This window comes from Ralstonia nicotianae (assembly GCF_018243235.1).
GTDB classification, from domain to species: Bacteria; Pseudomonadota; Gammaproteobacteria; order Burkholderiales; family Burkholderiaceae; genus Ralstonia; species Ralstonia nicotianae.
Map to the genome: position 1 here is coordinate 80,576 of NZ_CP046675.1, position 19,282 is coordinate 99,857.

At 69.7% G+C, this 19,282-nt stretch carries 22 protein-coding genes; 6 read left to right on the forward strand and 16 right to left on the reverse strand.

The window, feature by feature from the left end:
• Window positions 1-21: 21 nt before the first annotated feature.
• The 5 genes from paaA to paaE are packed head-to-tail and all read left to right on the forward strand — an operon-like array spanning window position 22 to window position 3,828.
• Window positions 22-1,050, forward strand: a complete 1,029-nt coding sequence (paaA, locus tag GO999_RS17055) for a 1,2-phenylacetyl-CoA epoxidase subunit PaaA (RefSeq protein WP_011003902.1) — start codon at window positions 22-24, stop codon at window positions 1,048-1,050.
• An 11-nt stretch (window positions 1,051-1,061) separates the two neighbouring features.
• Complete coding sequence (gene paaB, locus GO999_RS17060; RefSeq protein WP_011003903.1) at window positions 1,062-1,349, forward strand: 1,2-phenylacetyl-CoA epoxidase subunit PaaB; 288 nt, start codon at window positions 1,062-1,064, stop codon at window positions 1,347-1,349.
• A 9-nt stretch (window positions 1,350-1,358) separates the two neighbouring features.
• Complete coding sequence (gene paaC, locus GO999_RS17065; protein WP_211907005.1) at window positions 1,359-2,165, forward strand: 1,2-phenylacetyl-CoA epoxidase subunit PaaC; 807 nt, start codon at window positions 1,359-1,361, stop codon at window positions 2,163-2,165.
• The gene (paaD, locus tag GO999_RS17070; protein WP_016727725.1) at window positions 2,159-2,713 is read left to right on the forward strand and encodes a 1,2-phenylacetyl-CoA epoxidase subunit PaaD; all 555 of its coding nucleotides are present in this window, start codon (window positions 2,159-2,161) and stop codon (window positions 2,711-2,713) included. The genes paaC and paaD overlap by 7 nt, the downstream gene beginning before the upstream one ends.
• A 23-nt stretch (window positions 2,714-2,736) precedes the next feature.
• Window positions 2,737-3,828 (forward strand): 1,2-phenylacetyl-CoA epoxidase subunit PaaE, encoded by a 1,092-nt coding sequence (gene paaE / locus GO999_RS17075; RefSeq protein WP_211907006.1) that lies wholly within the window; start codon window positions 2,737-2,739, stop codon window positions 3,826-3,828.
• A 21-nt stretch (window positions 3,829-3,849) separates the two neighbouring features.
• On the opposite strand, the gene GO999_RS17080 is transcribed toward paaE, so the two are convergent.
• Entirely contained in the window at window positions 3,850-4,353 is a 504-nt protein-coding gene (locus tag GO999_RS17080) for a hypothetical protein (RefSeq protein WP_231675851.1), read from the reverse strand.
• 56 nt (window positions 4,354-4,409) lie between these two features.
• Between GO999_RS17080 and GO999_RS17085 the strand changes: the two genes are divergently transcribed.
• The gene (locus tag GO999_RS17085; RefSeq protein WP_211907007.1) at window positions 4,410-4,742 is read left to right on the forward strand and encodes a DUF2322 family protein; all 333 of its coding nucleotides are present in this window, start codon (window positions 4,410-4,412) and stop codon (window positions 4,740-4,742) included.
• 113 nt (window positions 4,743-4,855) lie between these two features.
• Here the strand turns inward: GO999_RS17085 and GO999_RS17090 are convergent, their stop codons facing one another.
• From GO999_RS17090 to GO999_RS17160, 15 genes are all read right to left on the reverse strand, one after another.
• Window positions 4,856-6,163, reverse strand: coding sequence for an MFS transporter (locus GO999_RS17090; protein WP_211907008.1), 1,308 nt, complete (start codon window positions 6,161-6,163; stop codon window positions 4,856-4,858).
• A gap of 326 nt (window positions 6,164-6,489) precedes the next feature.
• Window positions 6,490-6,858: a DUF2784 domain-containing protein gene (locus GO999_RS17095; protein ID WP_016727728.1), complete on the reverse strand. Its 369-nt coding sequence runs from the start codon at window positions 6,856-6,858 to the stop codon at window positions 6,490-6,492.
• A gap of 27 nt (window positions 6,859-6,885) precedes the next feature.
• Window positions 6,886-7,257 carry a hypothetical protein gene (locus tag GO999_RS17100; RefSeq protein WP_139233305.1) on the reverse strand — a complete coding sequence of 124 codons (372 nt, stop codon included), beginning with the start codon at window positions 7,255-7,257 and terminating at the stop codon, window positions 6,886-6,888.
• A 3-nt stretch (window positions 7,258-7,260) separates the two neighbouring features.
• Window positions 7,261-7,878, reverse strand: a complete 618-nt coding sequence (locus GO999_RS17105) for a TetR/AcrR family transcriptional regulator (RefSeq protein WP_211907009.1) — start codon at window positions 7,876-7,878, stop codon at window positions 7,261-7,263.
• Between the two features lie 167 nt (window positions 7,879-8,045).
• Window positions 8,046-8,696, reverse strand: coding sequence for a 5,6-dimethylbenzimidazole synthase (gene bluB, locus GO999_RS17110; RefSeq protein WP_011003912.1), 651 nt, complete (start codon window positions 8,694-8,696; stop codon window positions 8,046-8,048).
• Window positions 8,693-10,015 (reverse strand): cobyrinic acid a,c-diamide synthase CobB, encoded by a 1,323-nt coding sequence (locus GO999_RS17115; protein ID WP_211907177.1) that lies wholly within the window; start codon window positions 10,013-10,015, stop codon window positions 8,693-8,695. Before GO999_RS17115 ends, bluB begins: the two co-directional genes overlap by 4 nt.
• Complete coding sequence (gene cobO, locus GO999_RS17120) at window positions 10,012-10,614, reverse strand: cob(I)yrinic acid a,c-diamide adenosyltransferase (protein WP_011003914.1); 603 nt, start codon at window positions 10,612-10,614, stop codon at window positions 10,012-10,014. Before cobO ends, GO999_RS17115 begins: the two co-directional genes overlap by 4 nt.
• 31 nt (window positions 10,615-10,645) lie before the next feature.
• On the reverse strand, window positions 10,646-11,749 hold the full coding sequence (locus tag GO999_RS17125; protein WP_211907010.1) for a CobW family GTP-binding protein: 1,104 nt from the start codon (window positions 11,747-11,749) through the stop codon (window positions 10,646-10,648).
• Between the two features lie 4 nt (window positions 11,750-11,753).
• Window positions 11,754-13,313: a precorrin-3B C(17)-methyltransferase gene (cobJ, locus tag GO999_RS17130; protein ID WP_211907011.1), complete on the reverse strand. Its 1,560-nt coding sequence runs from the start codon at window positions 13,311-13,313 to the stop codon at window positions 11,754-11,756.
• Window positions 13,310-14,074 (reverse strand): cobalamin biosynthesis protein, encoded by a 765-nt coding sequence (locus GO999_RS17135; protein WP_058908659.1) that lies wholly within the window; start codon window positions 14,072-14,074, stop codon window positions 13,310-13,312. Before GO999_RS17135 ends, cobJ begins: the two co-directional genes overlap by 4 nt.
• The gene (cobM, locus tag GO999_RS17140) at window positions 14,071-14,886 is read right to left on the reverse strand and encodes a precorrin-4 C(11)-methyltransferase (RefSeq protein WP_211907012.1); all 816 of its coding nucleotides are present in this window, start codon (window positions 14,884-14,886) and stop codon (window positions 14,071-14,073) included. Before cobM ends, GO999_RS17135 begins: the two co-directional genes overlap by 4 nt.
• On the reverse strand, window positions 14,883-15,614 hold the full coding sequence (gene cobI, locus GO999_RS17145; RefSeq protein WP_011003919.1) for a precorrin-2 C(20)-methyltransferase: 732 nt from the start codon (window positions 15,612-15,614) through the stop codon (window positions 14,883-14,885). The genes cobM and cobI overlap by 4 nt, the downstream gene beginning before the upstream one ends.
• Window positions 15,611-16,762, reverse strand: coding sequence for a cobalt-precorrin-5B (C(1))-methyltransferase CbiD (gene cbiD / locus GO999_RS17150; RefSeq protein WP_020830272.1), 1,152 nt, complete (start codon window positions 16,760-16,762; stop codon window positions 15,611-15,613). Before cbiD ends, cobI begins: the two co-directional genes overlap by 4 nt.
• Window positions 16,763-16,764: 2 nt before the next feature.
• A complete protein-coding gene (locus GO999_RS17155) occupies window positions 16,765-18,369 on the reverse strand; it encodes a precorrin-8X methylmutase (RefSeq protein ID WP_064478384.1) in 1,605 nt (534 codons plus the stop codon).
• On the reverse strand, window positions 18,366-19,073 hold the full coding sequence (locus GO999_RS17160; RefSeq protein WP_011003922.1) for a cobalt-precorrin-7 (C(5))-methyltransferase: 708 nt from the start codon (window positions 19,071-19,073) through the stop codon (window positions 18,366-18,368). Before GO999_RS17160 ends, GO999_RS17155 begins: the two co-directional genes overlap by 4 nt.
• Between the last annotated feature and the right edge of the window lie 209 nt (window positions 19,074-19,282).

The following is a 19,282-nucleotide window of genomic DNA, read 5'->3' on the forward strand; positions in this document are numbered from 1 at the left end:
CGAATGCGGTTGGAGGTGACCATGTACACCCAGAGCCTGGACCTTCCCGGCGGCGTGCCCACCGAGCAGGAGCCGGCCGTCAGCCAGGACGAGTCCGCGCTGCAGGCGCGCTTCGATGCCCGCATCGCGGCCGACCACAAGATCGAGCCTCAGGACTGGATGCCCGCGCCGTACCGCAAGACGCTGCTGCGGCAGATTTCGCAGCACGCGCATTCCGAGGTGGTGGGCATGCTGCCCGAGGGCAACTGGATCAGCCGGGCGCCGTCGCTCAAGCGCAAGGCGATCCTGCTGGCCAAGGTGCAGGACGAGGCCGGCCATGGCCTCTACCTCTATGCCGCGGCGGAGACGCTCGGCAGCGCGCGCGACGAGATGATCGATGCGCTGCACGCGGGGCGCGCCAAGTATTCGTCCATCTTCAACTACCCGACGCTGTCGTGGGCGGACGTGGGCGTGATCGGCTGGCTGGTCGACGGCGCGGCCATCATGAACCAGGTGCCGCTGTGCCGGTGCTCGTACGGACCATATGCGCGCGCCATGATCCGCATCTGCAAGGAAGAGTCGTTCCACCAGCGCCAGGGCTTCGAGTCGCTGCTGACCATGATGCGCGGCACCCAGGCCCAGCGCGACATGGTGCAGGACGCCGTCAACCGATGGTGGTTCCCGGTGCTGATGATGTTCGGCCCGCCCGACAGCGCCTCGCCCAACAGCGCGCAGACCATGGCGTGGGGCATCAAGCGCATTTCCAACGACGACCTGCGCCAGCGCTTCATCGACGCCACCGTCGAGCAGGCGCGCGTGCTGGGCGTGACGTTGCCCGACCCCGGCCTGCGGTGGAACGCCGAGCGCGGCCACTATGATGGCTCGCCGCTGGATTGGACCGAGTTCAAGCGCGTGCTGGACGGCCACGGACCGTGCAACCGCGAACGCCTGGCCACGCGCAAGCGTGCGCACGACGAGGGGGAATGGGTGCGCGAAGCCGCGCTCGCCCATGCCCGCAAGCGCGCGGCGCACAGCGCCACACCGGCCGCGCCGACCGAACAAGCCGCCTGAAGGAGCCCGCGATGGATCGACACGAATGGCCGCTGTGGGAGGTGTTCATCCGCAGCAGGCAGGGCCTGGAGCACAAGCACTGCGGCAGCCTGCACGCGGCCGATGCCAGGCAGGCGCTGCAGATGGCGCGCGACGTCTACACGCGCCGACAGGAGGGCATCTCGATCTGGGTCGTGCCGTCGGCCGCCATCACCGCCAGCGAACCCGACGACAAGCCGATGCTGTTCGACCCGATGGCCGACAAGATCTACCGGCACCCGACGTTCTATCGGCTGCCGGACGAAATCAACCACATGTGAGCGACGGCGATGCAGTCCACCAACGACGCCCACCTGCGCTACGTGCTGCGGCTGGCCGACAGCGCGCTCATCCTCGGCCAGCGCAACGCCGAATGGACCGGCCACGGCCCCGTGCTGGAAGAGGACATCGCGCTGTCCAACCTGAGCCTGGACCTGATCGGCCAGGCCCGGCTGCTCTACACGCACGCCGGCCGGCTCGAAGGCAAGTTGACCGGCATGCCGCGCAGCGAGGACGACTACGCTTACTGGCGCGACGAGCCCGCCTTCCGCAATTACACGCTGCTGGAATTGCCGCACGCCGGTCCGCTGTGCGGCACGGCCGCCGGCAGCCGCGACTATGCCGTCACCATCGTGCGCCACTTCCTCTATGCCGCGCTGATGGTGCCGCTGTGGGAAGCGCTGGCCGCATCCGCCGATGCGGAGCTGGCGGCCATCGCCGCCAAGTCGGTCAAGGAGATGCGCTACCACCTCGCCCACACGCGCGACTGGCTGGTGCGCTTCGGCGACGGCACCGCGCAATCGCACGCCCGCGCGCAGGCCGCGCTCGACTGGCTGATGCCTTACACCAACGAGTTCTTCGCAGCCGACGCGGTCGAGGAGGCCGTGGTCGAGGCCGGCATCGGCGTGCGTCCGGCCCAGGTGCGCGGCGCCTGGGAAGCCACCGTGCGCGACACGCTCGACGAGGCCACGCTGACGTGGCCGGATGCCGGCCCCTATGTCAGCACCGGCAAGCACGGCATCCATTCCGAACACATGGGCTACCTGCTGGCGGAAATGCAGGGCCTGGCCCGCCAGTTCCCGGGGGCGACATGGTAGCGGGGCACGCGCTTTCCGTCCGGGCCGATGCGCAGGCGGACGCCGCCAGGCTGGCGCGCGCACGGGCCGCGCTCGATACGGTGACGGACCCGGAGATCCCCGTGGTCTCCATCGCCGAGCTGGGTATCCTGCGCGACGTGCGCATCGACGCGGCCGGCACGCTGGCGGTGACCATCACGCCCACGTATTCCGGCTGCCCGGCCATGGACCAGATCGCCGATGACGTGACCCGCGCGCTGCGGGGCGCCGACGTGGGCGCATTCCGCGTGCAGACCGTGCTGTCGCCGGCCTGGACGACGGACTGGATCAGCATGGAGGGCCGGCGCAAGCTGCATCACTTCGGCATTGCGCCGCCGGCCCACGTGGTCGGGGCGGGGGGCGTGCGCCCGATCCGGCTGGTGCGGCCCGCGGAGGCGGACCGGGTAGCCTGCCCACAGTGCGGGTCGCTCGATACGGTGCTGGTCTCCGCCTTCGGCTCGACCGCGTGCAAGGCGCTTTACCGCTGCCGCGCGTGCCGCGAACCGTTCGACTACTTCAAGCCGTACTGACCGCCACGACCGCCACGACCGCCATGACGCCTCAATTCCACCCGCTGCGCGTTGCCGAAGTCCGTGGCGAGACGGCCGATACCATCTCCCTGCGCTTCGACGTGCCGGACGACCTGCGCGAGGCGTACCGCTTTACGCAGGGCCAGTTCCTCACGCTGCGCGTGCCGGCGGGCGCGGCCGGGCAGGGCGAGCTGCGGCGCTCGTATTCCATCTGCTGCGCGGTCCAGGACTACGACGCGCACGGCGAGCTGCGCGTGGCCGTCAAGCGCGTGGATGCCGGCGTGTTTTCCAACCACCTGCACGACCGCATCCGCGTCGGCCAGACGCTCGACGTGCTGCCGCCCGACGGCCGCTTCTACGTGCCGCTGGCCGCCGAGAGCGCGCGCCACTATGTCGCTTTCGCCGCCGGCAGCGGCATCACGCCCGTCCTGTCGCTGATCAAGACCACGCTCGCCGCCGAGCCGCACAGCCGCTTCACGCTGGTCTACGGCAACCGCACGGTGGACAGCATCATCTTTGCCGAGGCGCTCGAAGACCTGAAGGACCGCTACCTCGACCGCTTCGCGCTGTACCACGTGCTGTCGCGCCAGCCACAGGAGATCGCGCTGTTCAACGGTCGGCTCGACGGCGACAAGGCGCGCGCCTTTCTCGACACGCTGATCCCGCCCGACGACATCGACGCGGCGTTCATCTGCGGCCCGTCCACCATGATCGACGCGGTGGAGGCGGCGCTGCTGGCGCGCGGCGTGCCGCGCGAGCGCGTGCATGCGGAGCGCTTCGGCGTGCCGGTGGGCGATGCATCGGCCAGGCCGCGCAAGCCGGCCGCCGTCGCGGGCGACGTGGCGCTGACGGTGGTGCTCGACGGCAAGTCGCACCATGTGCCGATGGTGGGCGACGGCAAGGTGCTCGACAGCGCCTTGGCCGCCGGGCTCGACCTGCCTTACGCCTGCAAGGGCGGGGTCTGCTGCACGTGCCGCGCCAAGGTGCTGGAGGGGCGGGTGGAGATGGAGAAGAACTTCACGCTGGAGGACTGGGAGATCCGGCAGGGGTTTGTGCTGACTTGCCAGGCGCGGCCGTTGACGGAGCGCGTGGTGGTCAGTTACGACGAGCGCTAGGGTGCCGCCGCCCCGGGGGCGTCAGCGTTCAGGAAACGCCTTCCGGGTCGCCTCGATCCCCAGGCGGCAGGCGCTGGCCACCTCGCGCTGCGTCGTGCTCGACGCCCGATCGAGCGCTTGGCCGAGTCGGCCGAGATAGGCGCCGACGCCCTCCGCGGGGCGCCTGGACTCGAAGGTAAAGGTGCAAAGCTGCTGCGGCGTGGCGCCGCTTTCCGCACCCAACAGGGATAAGACTTCAAAGGGCCGCTGCGGGAGCGCGTCGTGGATGGCGTCGCCAAGATCCTCGCCGGCAGCCGCATCCGCCACGCGCCGCAGCGCTTCGTACACGCGCAGCCAATCGTCGTCGCCCGAGGCGATGCCTTTGAGAATGGCGTTCCATTGGGGCGTGTCGTAGGACGCCAATAGGGTCTGCCTTGCGCCGGCGGAAGCGATGTGTGAGAGCACGGCGCTTGGGGTCGGTGGGGCGGTTTGAGCCGGGGTTGCTGTTGCAACAAACAGTGCGGCAGTCGGGATCAGGCGTTTCATCGATCAGATAAGATACGGCCCGCCCAAGCGGCCCTACCAACCAACGGAGTGTTTTTGTGATTCAACCGAGCAACGTATTCAAGGACAACCTCGCCCAGCTGCCGGCGATCGACGGGATCGAGCGTATCGACCTGATCGACGGCAAGGGCGCCGTGGTGGCGGACATCGAGAACAAGCCGGGCAAGCAGGGCTCGCTGGCGGTGTACCGCTACCTGCAGCAGGCATTCGGCACGCTCGACGCCAAGGCGGCCGAGCATGGTCTCGCGGTGTTCGCCGAGCACACGGCCGATGCGCGCAACCGCCCGGGGGCGCACCCGAACGTCGACCGCCTGCTGGCGATCGCGGCAGGGGCGGAAGTGCTGCACATCAGCGTTGTCGCCAAGGCTTGAGTGTGTTTGCCGCAGGGTGCGGCGCAGATTGTTCGGCATCCGCCCGCACCGTGCATCGGGTTCGAGTATTTGATATCCGTCTGCCGGGCTGCTTCCGCCCAAGTCATGGGAGTCTACGTAGGCTCGGCTTCTCGGGGCTCGTTCCGCACCTCGGCCTCCGGGTTGGGTTCGCCATCTCTAGTGGCGATCAATGTCTTCGGCGTCAGCGGAATCAAGAGCAGGATCAGTGCGTAGACCACGGTCGTCGCGATCACGCAATACGTGAATCCGTGCGTTGGGCTGCTGTTGTAGATCCATGAGCCGAGCAGATCGCCGGCACGCGCCGAGAGCGCGAGAACGCCATCCACCAGCATCATCAGGGTGCCTTGCAAGCCGGGCGGACAGGACCGCATCGCGAGATCGAAGTACGCCGCCGTGGCGACACCACCCATCAGCCCGATCGGTGCCGCCAGTACCAGCGCGAGATTGGCTGAGTGAATGAAGGCGAGCGGAATCATCTGCGGCACTGCGACGAGCGTTCCCCACCATAGCAGCTTATCCAGCGATACTTTCTTGCACAGCAAGCCATACAGCAGAAATGTCGGGATGAACGCGGCGGCAAAGATCCCGTTGTAGTACGAGTAAACGGAATCCGATGCATGCAGCGCATTGGTCAGATAGAACTGCAGAGGCGTGGCGGATCCCGGCGCAAAGTTCCACAGAAAGCAGATGAGAACCGCTGGATAAATGGCCCGATGCGTCACCAGCCGCCTGACATTTCCAATGAAATCCGTGCCCCTGGCCTGTGGTTTCTCGTAGAGCTGGCCGAAGACGGAAATGGGCTTCCAGAGCCCCAGCAGGGCAATCAGCACCGTGACCGCCGCCACCAGGAAGAAGGCCCCTTGCGGGGCAAGGTGGCCGGAGATGTACCCGGAAGCGAACGCGCCCGCAACGACGGGGACGGCGCTGACCACGTTCCATAGCGCGCTCAGGCGCCCGGACATGAGCTTCTCCTGGCCCACCAGGGCGATCAACCCCTGATAGGCCGCGGCGACGAATCGCGACGACAGCATTGCCAGCAGCATTCCGACGAGCAGTCCCAGGTATGAGAACCCTGAGAACGCCATCCAGATGAGGGCCACCGCGGTCGTCGGAGCGAAAATCAGGAAGAAGCCGCGATCCCGCAGCCCCAGCGGGTTCCAGTGATCGCGCGCGAGGCCGAACGCGAACGCAATGTACACCGGGATGCCCGTCACCAGCCGGAAGATCGAGATCTGCGTCGCCGTCGCATGCAGCTGGTTCTTGAGCAGGTACGACGTCTGGATATCAAGCAGGTAACCGGCCGGCGTTGCCAGATAGATGAACAAGGTCAGCCAGCCGAAATACAACAGGGTTTGATCGCTGCCCTCGGAGCCATCATTACGACCAGAAGCGGTCAGCATGTTCGTCGCTTACACAGCAAGACTGGGGTTCGATCTGTTCCGGATTGCCGACCGGAACGGCTCGCGGAGCCACATCTACGGGGGAGGGGGGGGTCGTGCGCTTGATGCCGGCAACGCACTCAAGCCGCTAACATCAACCTAGCCGCGCGTGGTCCCGCTGGCAAGTCTTGCCGGCGCGCTATGAGCCGGGCTGCGCGGTGGCAATCCGGCCCGGCGGCGGGGGCGGTTGAGTGACCGCGGCACCTTGGAAGCGGTCGCCGGGCCTAAGCTGGGATGTCAGGCCGCTCGGGGCCGGGGCGCGCTTTCCGCAACATGCCGGATCCTTCTCATGCGCGCGGCGGAATGCGCCACCAAGTCACCACCACGACCAGCAGGAACGCCACGTAGGCCGTGGCAAACACCCAGGCCGGCAAGTCGTAATACAGCCAGGCGCTCACCCAGCGCTGCACGAAGCCTTGCGGGCCCGCGGCCCCGGTGCGCAGCCGATCCTCCAGCACGGTGAGCGGGCAGGGCAGGTCAAACAGCGCCAGCATCGCAACGACGCCGATCGCCGCGAGATGCGTCAGCCGGAAAGTGCGGTTGCGCACCCAGCCCTGCCTGAGCGCGGCGCCTGCCAGGATGGCGATCAACCCGCCGACGATGAACAGGACGACCAGTGCGTGCAGTACGAGAACAGTGTCAGCCAGCCGGATCATATGACCTTGCCAAGTGTGGCTTGCGCTTTATTGAGGGGGATAAGCCCTTTCATAGGCGCGGTCGGACATTGCCGCGTGCAGTTCCTCGCTTCCCTTGGGGAGGAGGAAGACAACACGTCGGTCGTGGTGTTCAACCTGGAAAGGCGTGCCGGACGTCTTCAGTTCCTTCCAGAAGGCGGAAGACCAATTGCAATCTTCTGACCACCGAAAATACCAACGAAAACAAGCGTCCCGAATGGAGTGGGCTACATCGGCCACCTGCGGATAGTCTTCGTCATCACAGGAGACCGTGCCATCGCTCTCCACCACATGCGCTGGGCCAGGTTTCAGTGCCTGGAGGCGTGAAATCAACATGTGCTGGAGATTCGCGTCTTCAAATCGAAGGGAGCGGTTTGTCATGGCCTAGGATTGCGTTTTACCCCCACCCAACCCATTCTCCAGCATCTCAATCACCATCTCGGCATAGCCTTCGTACGACAGCGGCCCATCGGGTTTGAGCCATGTGAACGTCCAGTTCATCATCCCGAACACCATCATCGTGACCGGCGTGCGGTTGGCGTCGTCGACCTTGCCGGGGTAGGCCGCGGCGAGCTGGCGGCCGACGGCAGCGACGACTTCGCGCTCGCGCGCCAGGATGATGTCGCGCTGTTCGGGCGACAGGTATTTCACGTCATTGAGCAGCGCCACGTGCCGCGTGCGCGAGGTGGCGTACTCGGCCAGGAAGGTGCGGATCAGCAGGTGCAGCGTGGCGCGCGCCGACAGCCTGGCGTGGAGCGCGTCGCGCTCGGCGCGTTCGACCAGATCGGCCAGGCGCAGGGTGTAGCGGTCCAGCAGGTCGAACAGGATGGCTTCCTTGCCTTCGTAGTAGTGATACAGGCGGGACTTCGAGCCGCCGCATGCCGCGGCGATCTGGTTCATCGACACGCTCGCGTAGCTGTCCGCGGCGAAGGCTTCGGCGGCGGTGTCGAGCACGCTTTCTCGGCGGAGTTCGAATTCGTCTTCGTTCTTGACGCGGGACATGTCGGGGGCACATCGGGTGATGGCCGCCATGGTAGCAGCGTTGCGGGCCGCCGGGCCCCGGGGAAAGCGCTAGGCTGCCTGCCTGAGCGGGCGCATGCAGCGGCGCAGGCGCGCGGGGTTTGTGCCCGGTGCGTCGCCCGTGGCGCAACCCGCGCCGGACGGGCGGATCAGTCAACCTGCCAGCGGTTCTCGAACAGCATCGATTCCAGCGGCTGGCGGCTGGCCCAGTGCTCCTGCTCCAGCATCGGCCGGTCGTAGAACGCATCGACATGGCCCAGGCACAGCACGGCCACCGGGCGGGCGCCGGCGGGCAGGTGCAGCAACTGGCCCAGCTGCTGCGGATCGAACATCGAGACCCAGCCCACGCCGATACCTTCCGCGCGGGCGGCGAGCCACAGGTTCTGGATCGCGCAGGCGACCGAGGCGAGGTCCATCTCGGGCAGCGTGCGCCGGCCGAAGATGTGCGGCTCGCGCTTGTCCATCAGCGCGGCGACCAGCACTTCGCCGCAGTCGAGAATGCCTTCGACCTTCAGCCGCAGGAATTCGTCTTCCCGCTGGCCGAGCGCCCGGGCGGTGCTGAGGCGCTCCTCCTCGACCAGCGCGTGGATGCGCGCGCGCAGCGCCGCATCGGTGATGCGGATGAAGCGCCACGGCTGCATGTAGCCGACGCTGGGCGCCAGGTGGGCTGCCCGCAGCAGGCGCGCCAGCAGCGCGGGCTCGATCGGGTCGGGGCGGAAGTGGCGCATGTCGCGCCGCTCGCGGATGACGCGGTAGACGGCAGCGACATCGGCCTCGGTGTAGCGGTGCGTGGTGGTCATGGCCGGAACAGGCGGGCAGCGGCGGTGGGGTTGGACGGGAAGTAGGCGTGCAGGTAGCTGGCGACGATGCTGCCGTGGCGGTAGACGGCCTCGCCGGGCGCGGCATTGCCGGCACCATGGGCGCGGCGTGCGTGCGTGGCCGGCGCGAGCGGCGTTGCCAGGCTCGAATAGTGGAAGGTGTGGCCGCGCAGTTCGCCGTCGCCCAGGTCGACCGCTTGCAGGCCGAGGCCGGCCAGCCGGGTGTGCAGCGTGGCGGCGCCGGGCAGCAGGCCGGCCATGGTGCCGCGGCGGCCGGCGGCGTCGGTCAGGGTGTCGGCCAGGTACAGCATGCCGCCGCATTCCGCGTACAGCGGCTTGCCGGCCCCGGCGTGCGCGTGCAGCGCGGCGTGCAGGGCCCGGTTGGCGGACAGCGTGTCGAGGTGCAGCTCGGGGTAGCCGCCCGGCAGGTAGACCGCATCCGCCGGCGGCAGCGCCGCGTCGGCCAGCGGCGAGAAAAAGCGCAGTTCCGCGCCCAGGCCGGCCAGCAGTTCGAGGTTGGCCGGGTAGAGAAACGAGAACGCCGCGTCGCGGGCGATGGCGATGCGCGTGCCGGCCAGCAGGGGCGGCATCGGCGCGGCGCGGGCCGGCGCGAAGGCGACTGGTGGCGGCAGCTCCGCCAGGCCGGTGGTGGCGATCCGGGCGGCGGCGTGTTCGAGCCGCGGTTCGAGGTCGTCGATCTCCTGGGCCATCACCAGCCCCAGGTGGCGCTCGGGCAGCGTCATGGCGTCGTCGCGCGCGACGGTGCCGAGGCAGCGCAGCCCGGCGGGCAGGGCGGCGGTGAGCAGTTCGGCGTGGCGCGGGCTGGCGACCCGGTTGGCGAGCACGCCATGGAACGGCAGCGCCGGGCGGAAGCTCGCCAGCCCGTGCGCGATGGCGGCAAAGGTCTGCGCCATGGCCGAGGCATCGATCAGCGCCAGCACCGGCACGCCGAAGGCCTCGGCCAGGTCGGCGCTGGACGGGGTGCCGTCGAACAGGCCCATGGCGCCTTCGATCAGGATCAGGTCGGCCTCGGCCGCCGCGGCGTACAAGCGCTGGCGGCAGTCGGCCTCGCCGGTCATCCACAGGTCGAGCGAGTGCACGGGCTGGCCGCTGGCGCGCTCCAGGATATAGGGGTCGAGATAGTCCGGCCCCGTCTTGAACACGCGCACCGTGCGGCCCTGGTTGCGGTGGTGGCGCGCCAGGCCGGCGGTCAGCGTGGTCTTGCCCTGGTGCGAGGCCGGGGCCGACAGGAACAGCGCCGGGCACTGCCGCGCGGTATCGGGTGATGTGGCCATTGTCAGTACTCCACGCCGCGCTGCGCCTTGATGCCCTGTTCGCGGTAGGGGTGCTTGACCAGGCGCATTTCGGTCACCAGGTCGGCGGCTTCGACCAGCGCCTCGGGCGCGTGGCGGCCGGTGATGACCACGTGCAGCGCGGCCGGGCGCGCGGCGAGTACCGCCAGCACCTCGTCGAGCGGCAGGTAGTCGTACTTGAGCACGATGTTGAGCTCGTCGAGGATCACCATCGCGTAGTCGCCGCTTTCGATCATGCGGCGCGCTTCGGCCCAGCCCTGGCGCGCGGTGGCGATGTCGGCGTCGCGGTCCTGGGTGTTCCAGGTGTAGCCCTCGCCCATGGTGAGGAAGTCGCAGTTGTCGAAGCGGCCCAGCAGGTCGCGCTCGGCGGTATGCAGCGCGCCCTTGATGAACTGGACCACGCCCAGGCGCATGCCATGCCCGACCACGCGCAGCCCCATGCCGAAGGCCGCGCTGCTCTTGCCCTTGCCGGTGCCGGTGTGGACGATCAGCAGGCCTTTCTCGCCGGTGGCGGCGGCCTTCTTCTTCTCGAAGCCGGCCTTGCGACGTTCGGTCATGCGCTGGTGCGCGGCGGGGTCGGTTTTCATGGTGGTGTCCTTGTGAGGTCTTGGCGGGCGGTCAGCGCCAGTCGGTGCCGGTGAGTTCGCGCAGCTGCTCGGCCACGCGCGGGCGGCTCGGGTGGTAGCCGATGAACACCAGCTGGGCCTGCCTGGGCGGCGCGGCATCCAGTTCCAGCCGGGCTTCCACCCGGTTGCGGACCGCCTGGATCAGCACCCGTCCGGCGCCGGCGCGGGCAAAGCCCTTGGCGCGCAGGATCGGTTCGCTGCGGGTGATGGCGGCGACGGCGTGGCGCAGGGTGTCGGCGTCCTGCGCGTCGTGGCTGCGGACCATGAACGACTGCCAGCCCGGATCGCGCTCGTGGAAATGCTTGTGCGTCGCCAGCCCGTGGCTGTGCGCGCCCTGGCCGCCGTGGCTGTGGCCGTCGAGCAGGCGCTGGTTGGCCAGCGGCCGCAGGTTGAGCCCGGGCAGGGTGGCCACCGGCCCGTAGTGCCGGTGCGCGGTGCCGGCCGGCTCGTGCAGACGCAGGCCGAGCGTGAGCCGCGTGTCGAGCCGGGCGTCGAACGCCAGTTCGATGAAGCGCACCGACGGCGCCAGCGCCCGCACGCGCGCCTCGGCGTCGAGCTGGGCGTCTTCGACGAGCGCGTCGATCTTGTTGAGCACGACGATGTCCGCGTTGGCGAGCTGCTGCTCGAACAGGCTGGCGATGGGGGTTTGCGTGGCGTCGTCGTCGGCCGCGCGGTCGAAGCCGCCCGACAGCAGCAGGGGCGTGTCCACCACGGCCAGCGTGGCGTCCAGCACGAAGTACGGCGCCAGCGCTTCGCTCTGCAGGCTTTCCATCACCGCTGTCGGCAGCGCGAGGCCGGAGGTCTCGATCAGCACGTGGTCGATCGTGCCGCGCCGCTGCCACAGTGCCTGCATGGTCGGCAGGAAATCGGCATCGTCGTCGTAGGCGATCAGTCCGTTGGACAGGTCGTGGACCTCCGCGCCGCCGCGCTCGCCGTCGCCGCGCAGCAGCGCGCCGTCGATCGACACTTCGCCGAATTCGTTGACGAGGATGGCCAGGCGGCGCTGCTTGTTGTCGCGGATCAGGCCGGACAGCAGCGTGGTCTTGCCGGCGCCCAGGAAGCCGGTGAAGACGGTGACGGGAATGCGTTGGGTCATGGGTTCAAGCCTCGACGTTGTTCCGGTCGGCGAGATTGGCGAGCTGCATCAGCACGCCGGCAAAGTCATGCGCCACCGCCGGGTAGTCGATGGCCGGGCGGTCGACCACGATCAGGGGGATGCCGAGCGCGGCGGCGGCCGCGGCCTTGGCGTGGTAGCCGCCGGCTTCGCCCGAGTCCTTCGTCACCACGCAGTCGATGCCCCAGTCGCGCCACAGCGCTTCGTTGGCGGCCTGCGAGAACGGGCCCTGCATCGCCACCAGCCGTGCGCGCGGAATGCCCGCGTCGATGGCGCGCTGCAGGTGGGCCGGGTCCGGCGCGACGCGCACGAACCAGGCGTGCCGGCCGGCGGCGTCCGCGCTGACGAAGGTGGCGAGGTCTTTCGAGCCGGTGGCCAGGAAGATGCGCCGGCCGTGCTGCATTGCCAGGCGCGCGGCGTCTTCCATCGACGCGGCCCGCTGCGCCGGGGCGGCTTGGGCATCGCCCGGACGTTCGTAGCGCAGGTAGGGCAGCGCCAGCTCCTGCGCGAGCCGGATCAGCTGCTGCGACATCTCGGCCGCATACGGGTGGGTGGCGTCGACGATGGCGTGCGCGGCGCTTTCGCGCAGCAGCTCGCGGCGGCGCTCGATGCCGAGCCGGCCGGCCACCACGGCCACGCCGGGGCAGTTCTGCCCGGCCAGCGCGGCGCCGTAGTCGCTGGCGCTCGACACCACGACGGCCCGGCCCGTGGCAGCGATGTCGCGCGCCAGTGCGTTGCCGTCGCTGGTGCCGGAGAACACCCAGACCGCATGCGCGGGCAGGCCGGCCGCGGTGACGGTGTCCGGCGTGTCGTCCCAGTTGCCGTAGCCGCGCGGGGTGTAGATCCAGCCGCGCTTGCGGCGCGTGAAGCGGTTGCCGATCACCAGCGAGGTCAGCATGTCGAAGCGGCGCGTGCGCAGCTCGGCCAGCGTGACGATCTCGGCGGCCTGGCCTTCGCGGTAGGCGTTGTGGACGATGCCGCAGAGCGTTTCGGCGCGCTTGTGCTCGAGCAGGATGTCGAGGATGCGGTAGACGCCTTCCTGCCGCTGGCGGCTCTGCACGTTGTAGAGCACCACGGCCAGGTCGGCCTGGGCGATGTGGCGCGCGCGCGTTTCGATCCACGACCATGGGCACAGCAGGTCGGACAGGCTCAGCGTGGCGAAGTCGTGCGACAGCGGCGAGCCCAGCAGCGAGGCGCAGGCGTTGGCCGAGGTGATGCCGGGAATGACCTGCACGTCGAAGGTGTCGTGCTCGGCCATCGCTTCGAACGCCAGCGCGGCCATGGCGTAGATGCCGATGTCGCCGCTGGAGATCAGGGCCACCGTGCGTCCGGCGCGCGCCTCGGCGATCGCCAGCTCGGCGCGGCCGCGCTCCTGCGTGAGCGGCAGCGTGCGGATGTCCTTGGCCGTGATCCACGGCGCGATCCAGGTCAGGTAGAGGTCGTAGGCGACGATCACGTCGGCCGCGTCCAGGGCCGTCTTGACCATCGGCGGGATCAGTTCGCGGGTGCCGGGCCCGACCGAGACCAGATACAGCTTGCCACTCATTGGGTGGTGTCCTTCCATGCAGGGTTGTCTTCGACGACAGCGACGGTCACGCCGTCGAGCGCCGTCTTGGGAACGATCAGTTGCCCGCGCGGGCTGGCGATCAGCGCGCACGGCTCGCACACGCCGTCGACGCCGACGCTCTTGCGCACCCAGGCCGACGGAGCGTCCGTCCAGCCGCGCGCGGCGATGTCCGCCTGGGCGATCACGCGCAGCGGCAGCCCGTGGCGCGCGCAGAAGGCCAGCAGGCCCGGTTCGTCGGCCTTCAGGTCGATGGTGGCGATTTCGCGCACCTCGGCCAGCGCGCGCTGGCTCAGCGCGGCCATCACGGCGCGCCCGATGGCCTCCATCGATTTGCCGCGCCGGCAGCCGATGCCGAGCGTCAGCGGCTTGCGGGCCTCGGTGGCGGTGGTGACGGCCGGGATGCCGCCGGTGAGCTGCGCCACTTCGTAGGCGAGCGCGTTGGCGCCGCCCTCGTGCCCGCCCAGCAGCGGGATGGCGAAGCGCGCGGCCTCGTCCAGCACGACCACGGCCGGGTCGGTCAGCTTGTTGCGGGGCAGACCGTCGAGGTAGCGCACGGCGATGCCGGCGGCCGCCACCATGATCCAGCGGCGATGGTGCGCGAAGGCGTGGCGGAACAGCTCGCGCGGCGAGGCGTGCGGGATCTCCCACGGCTCGTACACCTCGGCATCGAGCGCCCGGGCCAGCCGCCGGGCCAGCGGCTGCGCATCGGCGCGCACCAGCCAGATCGCGGTGGGCTTCATGCGGTCTCCTTGCCGGTGGGCGCTTTGCGCGGGCGGCGGCGCGGGGCTTTGCGGTCGGTGCCGTCGCGGAAGATGTGCGTGAAGCCGGCCGCGTACAGGCTGGACTCCACGCCGCCCTCGCGCGACAGCGCGCGCCCGACCAGCAACAAGGTGGTCAGCAGCCAGTCTTTCTGGCTGACTTCCGACAGCAGCGCGCCCAGCGTGCTGCGGTGGATGGCCTGGTCGGGCCAGGTGGCGCGGCGCACCAGCGCCACCGGCGTGTCGGCCGGGTAGTGCAGCAGCAGGTCGGCCACGGTCTGCTTCAGGCGCTGGCCGGACAGGAAGATGCACATCGTGGCCTGGTGCTCGGCGAAGCGCGCGACGGATTCGAGCTCGGGCACCGCAGAGGCCCGCCCCGACACCCGCGTCAGGACGATCGATTGCGACACCGCTGGCCGCGTCAGCTCGGCACCCAGCACGGCGGCGGCGGCGGTGAACGACGATACGCCGGGCACGATCTCGTAGTCGATGCTGAGCGCCTCCAGCCGGCGCATCTGCTCGGCGGTGGCGCCGTAGATGGCCGGGTCGCCCGAGTGCAGGCGCGCCACGTCCTTGCCCTCGGCCTGCGCGCGGCGGTAGCAGGCTTCCTGCTCGTCGAGCGACAGGGTGGCGGTGTCGTGCAGTTCGGCGTCGGGGCGGCAGTGCTGCAGCATCTCGGGCGGCACCAGCGAGCCCGCGTACAGCACCATCGGCACGCTGCCCAGGATGCGCGCGCCGCGCAGCGTGATGAGGTCGGCGGCGCCGGGCCCGGCACCGATGAAATACACCTTCATGCGTGACGCTTCTCCCTGGCGGTGCGGCGGATCAGCATGGTGGCGAGGTAGCCGCTCGCGTCCGCCGACAGCGCGCGCACGTCGTCGCACAGCACCTCGCCCGGCAGGCCGATGCGGCGGGCGAAGGCGCAATGCTGCGCGATCCCCATCGCGTTGAGCAGACCCAGCACGGCCGGCAGCCGCGCGCCGATCTTCATCAGCACCACGATGTCGTGGCTGGCGATGTCGGCGCGCAGCGCTTCCATGTCGTCGGGGCAGGGCAGGATCAGGATGCGCTCCTTGCCCTCGCCCAGCGGCCACGACAGCGCCGAGGCCACCGCCGCGAAGCTGGTGATGCCGGGGAAGGTGACGTGCTCCAGCGCCGGCAGCGCATCGCGCAGCGCGGCCAGCAGGTAGCCGTAGGTGGAATACGTGAGCGAATCGCCGAGGGTCAGGTAGGCCACGTTGCGCCCGGCGCGCAGCTCGGCCGCGACGGTGCCGGCCAGTTCGGCGTAGTGCTGCGACAGCACGCTGCGGTCAGGGTCCATCTGGAACGCGATCTCGCGCAGCTTGGTGTCCGGCACCGCCAGACCGGCCAGGCACTGGCGCGCCACGGAAGCTTCGCTGTCGCGTGCGCGGGGCAGGTAGATCAGGTCGGCGGCGTTGAGCGCCTCGAGCGCGGCCACGGGAATCAGCCCGGCCGGGCCTGGGCCGACGCCGATGCCGGTGAAACGGCCGAGCGCGGTCATGCCCCGGCCTCCTGGCCGGCCGTGCCCAGCGGCGTGCCGTCCATGGCGAACAGGCGCACCGCCACGCGGTCCGCGCGCGGCACCCTGGGCTGCATCCGCGCGGCGATGCGCTGCTCGATTTCGGTCCAGAACGCCTGGGCGCCTGGCTGGTGTTGCAGAATCTGGATCACGTTTTCCACGGTATTGGCTGTCTTGATCTGTTCGACGAGCGCGGCGGCCACGCCGAGCTCGGTGGCCACGGCGGCCACGGAGCCCATGGCCATGCCGCTCTTGCTCGAATGGGTGTCCCACACGCCGTCGAGCACCTTGGCGAGCTTGCCGGGGTGGCCGAGCACCCACAGCGTGCCCAGCCGGTGCCGGTCTTCTTCCAGCGCGGTCTGCGCGTAGTCGAGCGATGCGCCGATGAAGTTGGCGATCTGCACGACCTGCTTCTTGGACAGCGCCAGCGGGTGCGCGGCGTAAGCGCGCCCGATCTTGCCCGGCGTGAAGGCGATGGCCTCGGGCGCATCGCCCAGCGCCACGCGCACGTACACCTCGATCGACGCCATCCACGCCGCCAGCGACATCGGCTCGACAATGCCGCTGGTGCCGAGGATGGAGATGCCGCCCACGATGCCCAGCATCGGGTTGAAGGTGCGGCGGGCGATGCGCTCGCCGTCCACGCAGCCGATCGCCAGGTCGAAGCCGGGGTTGGCGCCGCCGGCCAGCACTTCGTCCACCGCCATGCGCATCATCTGGCGCGGCACCGGGTTGATGGCCGGCTCGCCGGGCGGCACACGCAGGCCCGGCTGGGTGACGGTGCCCACGCCCGGCGCCGCCATGAAGCGCACCTCGCCCGCGTGGTTGACCGAGACCTCGGCGAAGATCGTGGCGCCGTCGGTGTTGTCCGGATCGTCCCCGGCGTACTTGAGCACGTCGGCGCGCACCGCACCGCTGGCCAGTGGCTCGATGCGCGCGATGGGGACCTCCAGGCAGTAGTCCGGGTCCGGCAGGCTGACCTCCACCGCATCGACCGTCTCGCCGCGCACCAGTCTGAGCAGCGCCGCCTTGACCGCGGCGGTGGCGCAGGTGCCGGTCGTGCGGCCGCGCCGCAGGCCGTTGGGCGCGGGCGTGGCGAGGTCGAAGGGGCGGCGGGCCGATGGCTGCATCGTTAGGCCTGCTGCGGCAGGGATTGGTTTTGGCGGTAGACCTGATCGATGGCGGCAATCATCAGCGCGTTCACCGCCGAGGCCGCCCATGGCGAGCCCCCGCGCGTGCCGCGGTTGGTGATGCGCGGCACCTGCATCAGCCGGCGCAGCGCCTCCTTGCTCTCGCGCGTGCCGACGAAGCCCACCGGCAGCCCCACCACCAGCTGCGGGCGCCAGCCCTGCTCGCGCACCAGCCGCACCAGCTCCACGATGGCGGTCGGCGCGTCGCCGATGGCGACCACCACGTCGTTGCCGAACCGCTGCCAGGCGCGCCGGATGCCGGCGGCCGAGCGGGTGATGCCGTGCGCCTCGGCCAGCAGGCGCGTTTCTTCGTCGTGCACGCCGCACCAGGTCTGCACGCCCAACTGGTCGAGCACCGCGCGCTTGAGGCCCGTCTGCACCATGGTGACATCGGCGACGATGCGGCGGCAGCGCAGCAGGGCGCGGATGCCGGTCTCGACCGCGCCGGGCGAGAAATACAGGTCATCGACGATGTCGAAATCGCCGCTGGTGTGCACCAGCCGCTTGAGCACGATCTGATGGTCGGCTGGCACGCCGGACCAGTCGCGCCCGGCGTCGATGATGCGCATGCTCTCGGCCTCGATCGGGTGCGGCACGTAGGGTGGCCAGTCGGCGGCGGGCGCGGGCGTGGCGCCGTCGCGGCCCAGCAGCCCGCGCACCAGCCCGTGATGGCTCTGCTGCGGCGTGCCGACCTGCTCTTCGAAGCCGACGATCTGCACGCGGTACTTGCACAGCGCGCAGTTCATCGCCGCGCGGCCCTCGATGCCCTCGCGGGCACGCTCCAGGAACACGTCCGCCACGTGCGGGTGCACGCCCAGGTACGGCGCGCGCAGCACCTCGATCTCCGGATGGCGCGCGGCCAGATCGTCGGCGGCACCGTAGATGCGCTTGACCAGCACGCCGTCGAACAGGAAATACGGCAGCACGACGATGCGCCGGTACCCGAGCCGAGCGGCGGCCTTCAGGCCATCGGCCACCAGCGGGCGCGCGGTGCCGGCATAGCAGACGAAGGCGGTGCCGAAGCCCATGCCCTCTTCCAGCATGCGCGTCAGCTTGGCGATCTCGGAGTTGGCGTCGGGGTCCGACGTGCCGCGCCCGACCACCACCAGGCAGGTGTCGGCGCGCGACACGGTCTGCGCCGAGCGGCCCTCGGCCTCGACGATGCGCTCGCGGCACAGCGCGAGCAGCTTGGGATGCAGGTCCATCGCCGCGCCGAAGCGGAAATCGACCTGAGGATGGGCCTGCTTGAGCGCCAGCAGTTCGCTCGGCATGTCGTTCTTGGCGTGCGTGGCTGCCAGCAGCACGCCGGGCACCATCACCACCGTCCCGGCGCCGTCGGCAACCACGGCATCGACCGCTTCGTCGAGGGTGGGCGTGGCGAATTCAAGGAACCCGTGCGCGACGGTGCGACCGCCCGCGCGCTCGCGCAGCAGCGCCACCAGGGCCAGGAATTCCGCCACGCCGTCGGGGTCGCGGCTGCCGTGGCCGGCCAGGACGATGGCGTAGTCGGCGCCGTGGGTGGAGGTGGATGCGTCGGTGGTTGTCATGCGGCCTCGGGCGGCGGTTCGATCTGGCTGGCCATCGGGTGCAGCGTGCGGATCAGCATGATGCTCATGTCGGAGAAGCGCTGGTCGGCGCATTCGGCCAGGCTGCCGTGCCATTCGGCCTCGCTGCGCGTGAGGCGCTCCCACACCTCGACGCGGTGCCCGGGCGGGATGCCGTTCTCCAGCAGGTAGGCGGCGATGTGCCACGGCATGAAGGAGCGCGCGGCGTCCCACGGGCAGGGGATGACGATGGCGTTGCGCTGGTCTTGCAGCACGTGCACGAGGTGGCGCTTGAACGGCGTCAGGTCGCCGCGCCGGTGGAAGGTGATGAAGCTGGTCTCGTCGAAGCAGACCTTGGCGCGCGAGGCCAGGATCTGCGCCGACGAGATGCCCGGCACGGTCTCGACCGGATGGCCGCACGCGCGCTCGACGCGCTCCAGGTACTGGAAGCCGCTGAAGTGGATGTCGCCCATGAACACCACCACGCAGCGCTGGCCGGCGTGGTGCAGGCGGGCCACTTCATCGAGCTGGGCGACCTGGTCGCGGTAGCCCATCTGGATGACCTGGGCGGTGTCCGGAATGAGCGGGCGCACCACGTCGACCACGGCGTTGAAGCCGGCCACCACGTCGGCGTGGCGGATCAGGTCGACGGAGCGTTGCGGCAGGTAGCCGATGTCGCCGGGGCCGGCGCCGATGCAGATGATCATTTGCTTGGGGTCCTCATGGGAGGGGTTTCCTGTTTTGGCTTCAGCCCGTGGTTTGCCCTTTTCGTCCCCTGCCGGGGTGGGGCTTGGTGGTGCATCCTTTGTTTCATCCCCTGCCGGGGCTGACTCACTTTCTTTGTCTTGCCAAAGAAAGTAAGCAAAGAAAGGCGCGCCCGATGCGGCGACCCCCTCCTTGAATTTGTGTTGCAGGG

Coding starts and splice junctions, on each gene's coding strand:
- GO999_RS17160 (WP_011003922.1), bottom strand. CDS start 19,073: ATGATCATCTGCATCGGCGCCGGCCCCGGCGACATCGGCTACCTGCCG.
- GO999_RS17100 (WP_139233305.1), bottom strand. CDS start 7,257: ATGACAAACCGCTCCCTTCGATTTGAAGACGCGAATCTCCAGCACATG.
- paaB (WP_011003903.1), top strand. CDS start 1,062: ATGGATCGACACGAATGGCCGCTGTGGGAGGTGTTCATCCGCAGCAGG.
- cbiD (WP_020830272.1), bottom strand. CDS start 16,762: ATGCAGCCATCGGCCCGCCGCCCCTTCGACCTCGCCACGCCCGCGCCC.
- paaD (WP_016727725.1), top strand. CDS start 2,159: ATGGTAGCGGGGCACGCGCTTTCCGTCCGGGCCGATGCGCAGGCGGAC.
- paaC (WP_211907005.1), top strand. CDS start 1,359: ATGCAGTCCACCAACGACGCCCACCTGCGCTACGTGCTGCGGCTGGCC.
- GO999_RS17095 (WP_016727728.1), bottom strand. CDS start 6,858: ATGATCCGGCTGGCTGACACTGTTCTCGTACTGCACGCACTGGTCGTC.
- GO999_RS17125 (WP_211907010.1), bottom strand. CDS start 11,749: ATGACCCAACGCATTCCCGTCACCGTCTTCACCGGCTTCCTGGGCGCC.
- bluB (WP_011003912.1), bottom strand. CDS start 8,696: ATGACCACCACGCACCGCTACACCGAGGCCGATGTCGCTGCCGTCTAC.
- paaE (WP_211907006.1), top strand. CDS start 2,737: ATGACGCCTCAATTCCACCCGCTGCGCGTTGCCGAAGTCCGTGGCGAG.
- cobM (WP_211907012.1), bottom strand. CDS start 14,886: ATGAAGGTGTATTTCATCGGTGCCGGGCCCGGCGCCGCCGACCTCATC.
- paaA (WP_011003902.1), top strand. CDS start 22: ATGTACACCCAGAGCCTGGACCTTCCCGGCGGCGTGCCCACCGAGCAG.
- cobI (WP_011003919.1), bottom strand. CDS start 15,614: ATGACCGCGCTCGGCCGTTTCACCGGCATCGGCGTCGGCCCAGGCCCG.
- cobJ (WP_211907011.1), bottom strand. CDS start 13,313: ATGAGTGGCAAGCTGTATCTGGTCTCGGTCGGGCCCGGCACCCGCGAA.
- GO999_RS17080 (WP_231675851.1), bottom strand. CDS start 4,353: ATGAAACGCCTGATCCCGACTGCCGCACTGTTTGTTGCAACAGCAACC.
- GO999_RS17090 (WP_211907008.1), bottom strand. CDS start 6,163: ATGCTGACCGCTTCTGGTCGTAATGATGGCTCCGAGGGCAGCGATCAA.
- GO999_RS17135 (WP_058908659.1), bottom strand. CDS start 14,074: ATGAAGCCCACCGCGATCTGGCTGGTGCGCGCCGATGCGCAGCCGCTG.
- GO999_RS17155 (WP_064478384.1), bottom strand. CDS start 18,369: ATGACAACCACCGACGCATCCACCTCCACCCACGGCGCCGACTACGCC.
- cobO (WP_011003914.1), bottom strand. CDS start 10,614: ATGAAAACCGACCCCGCCGCGCACCAGCGCATGACCGAACGTCGCAAG.
- GO999_RS17105 (WP_211907009.1), bottom strand. CDS start 7,878: ATGTCCCGCGTCAAGAACGAAGACGAATTCGAACTCCGCCGAGAAAGC.